We start from the raw sequence: 2,421 nt of genomic DNA on the forward strand, positions 1-2,421 counted from the left end.
GCACTGGTGGGCCGCCGGCGAGGTACCCGCGGGTGCGGGTCCTTTTCCGACGGCCCCCAGCCCGAACGACGCATGCGACTTTCACCGCACGTCGCTCTCCGGTGACTATGACGTGAGCTGCGGGATCGGCTTTCCGGTGTGGATGGTGTCGTGGCAGGAACGGCAGACCACGAGGGTCTTGCGTCGCCGTCGTGCCATGTCGGCCGCCCATGCCGGCTGTGGTTGTCCCGGATATGCGAGTTCTGACAGCCGCCGGACGTGGTGCACGGTGATGCCGTCCGTACTTGTGCAGAGCTCGCAACGGTTCGCCAGGAGCCGGGTGACCAGCTCCGTGTGGCGAACGATGCCCGGGACCAGGACGCGGTCGGAGATGACCGCGTCGCGGCGCCGTCGGAGTGGAATGCCGCCGAACCGTGCGACCAGTGGCTTCCTGCCGCTGCGTTCAACCCTGGCTTCGAAGCACTTGCGTCGCCCGTGCGGAGTGTCGATCGTGGCCGCGTATCTGCGGGCCATTTTCGACACCGACGAGCGGTGCTTGTTCGCCAGGGTCTTGAGCAGCGAGGTCTCCATGACCCACAGCAGCCGGTAGAGACGGTGAACGTTCCCGGCTGGCAGGTAGTACTGGACGATGCCCCGCCACTCGGCCCCATAGGTGTTGACGATGGTGTGGTCGTCCTCGTTGATCAAATGGGACCTGCGCTCGGGTTTTCCGCGCAAGACGTAGGGGGCTTTCTTGGCCTTGACCACCGATTCGGGGACCCGGAGGCTGACAACGCCGTTGGCACTGCGTCTGCCACCGGTGACCTTGCGGTCGTTGTGGAGCACGGTGATCTCGTAGCCGAGGAAACGCGCGGCCTGGGTGCGGGCGTGCGTGATCAGTGTCTTGTCGTGTGACAGCTCCAGAGCGAGATCGTCGCGCAGGAACGCCGTCAGACGCTCTTTGATCTCTTCGGCTTCGGCCTTCGGTCCGACGAACCCGAGCAGGGTGTCGTCGCAGTACCGGACATAGCGCAACCGCCGGTAGCCGGGATCGCGGGGATCCCCGCTGGGCATGGTCCGCAGCTGTCGGCGCAGCTCCCGCGCTTGCGCGTGGTAGCCCCGCCGGTATGCTCGGTCCCTGGCGGCGCGCACCCTGGCATAGGCGGTGTCCTGCTTGCGGATCCGCCCTCGGGTGTATTCCGGGATCAGGACTTTTTCGACAAAAGCGTCCAACCGGTGCAGGTAAATATTCGAGAGGACGGGTGAGACGACACCACCTTGCGGAACCCCGCTCAGCGTCGCGTTCCAGACCCAGTCCTCCAGGTATCCGGCTTCGAGCATGTTACGCACCAGCCTCAGGAACCGTCCATCGTGGATCTTCTCGCTCAGCGTCGACAGCATGATCTGGTGATCGAAGCTCCCGAAGCAGTCGGCGACGTCTCCCTCGATGAACCAGGTCGTCCCGGTCCAGGTGTCGGCCACGTCCCGTAGAGCGGTGTGGCACCCCCGGCCGGGGCGGAAACCGTGGGACAGGTCGGAGAAGGTCGGCTCGTAGAAGGCGTCCAGGAGCAGGCGGACCACCTCACCGACCAGCTTGTCCGACCACGGCGGCAGACCCAACGGCCTGGTCCTGCCGTTCTTCTTCGGGATGTGGATCCGCTTGACCGGGCTCCACCGATAGCGCTCATGACGCAGCGCCTCGATAATAGTGTCGATCTTACGCAGCGACATCCCGTCCACGGTCTCCCCGGTGACCCCAGGCGTCATCGACCCCTTGTTGGAGTAGAGGCGCCCGTAGGCCAGCAGATACAACTGCGGGTTGAACAACTGTCGATACAGTCTTTCCAACGGCAGACCGCGCCTGCCGCGCTCACGCAGGACACCCAGCACCGTTTCGGCGCTTTGCATTACGCAAACCTCCCGGTTCCGATGTGTCCGATCACCTGGTCCCCTTCGCCCTGATTCCGGCTCTCCCGGACTCCTTGGCCGGGCGTGACTCCGGCGACTACTACGGGACCTCCGTCGCCGTAGGACTCGCGTCCCGTAGGCGATCCCATGTTCGTCCTGGTTGTACGTGACAGCGTGACGTAGGCGTCCCACTCATTCCCTTGAATGCCCTCACTGGGCATCGCTCCGCACCCCGGAGGTTACCCCGGCCATGGCATCAAACCAGGGCAGAGCGCGGCGTCGGCTTCGGACGTCAATTTCCGACGGATGCGACCTTCCATCTTCTGGGAATTAGGATTCAAGCAATCCAGCCTTCGCCATATCACGCGGGTTCCGCGGTGCGCCGCCTCCAACGCCTGAGCACGGCCACCGCTTCAATGGCATGCTGCTGTCCCCTTCACCTTTCGGATCCAGGTAAGCCATCGAACCCAGGAACCTCCCTCCGAGTTCCTCCCGGCTGAGCCGGGGATACAACCAGGCGCCTCATGGCGCACT

1 protein-coding gene is annotated in these 2,421 nt (G+C 64.5%); it reads right to left on the reverse strand.

All coding sequences use genetic code 11. The annotated features are described in order from the left end of the window. Window positions 1-105: 105 nt before the first annotated feature. Entirely contained in the window at window positions 106-1,887 is a 1,782-nt protein-coding gene (locus B056_RS0109560; protein WP_026239511.1) for a reverse transcriptase/maturase family protein, read from the reverse strand. Window positions 1,888-2,421 lie beyond the last annotated feature (534 nt).

It is taken from the genome of Parafrankia discariae, assembly GCF_000373365.1.
GTDB classification, from domain to species: Bacteria; Actinomycetota; Actinomycetes; order Frankiales; family Frankiaceae; genus Parafrankia; species Parafrankia discariae.

Bases quoted from the DNA above. Each gene is read 5' to 3' on its own strand.
- B056_RS0109560 (WP_026239511.1), bottom strand. From the start codon at position 1,887: ATGCAAAGCGCCGAAACGGTGCTGGGTGTCCTGCGTGAGCGCGGCAGG.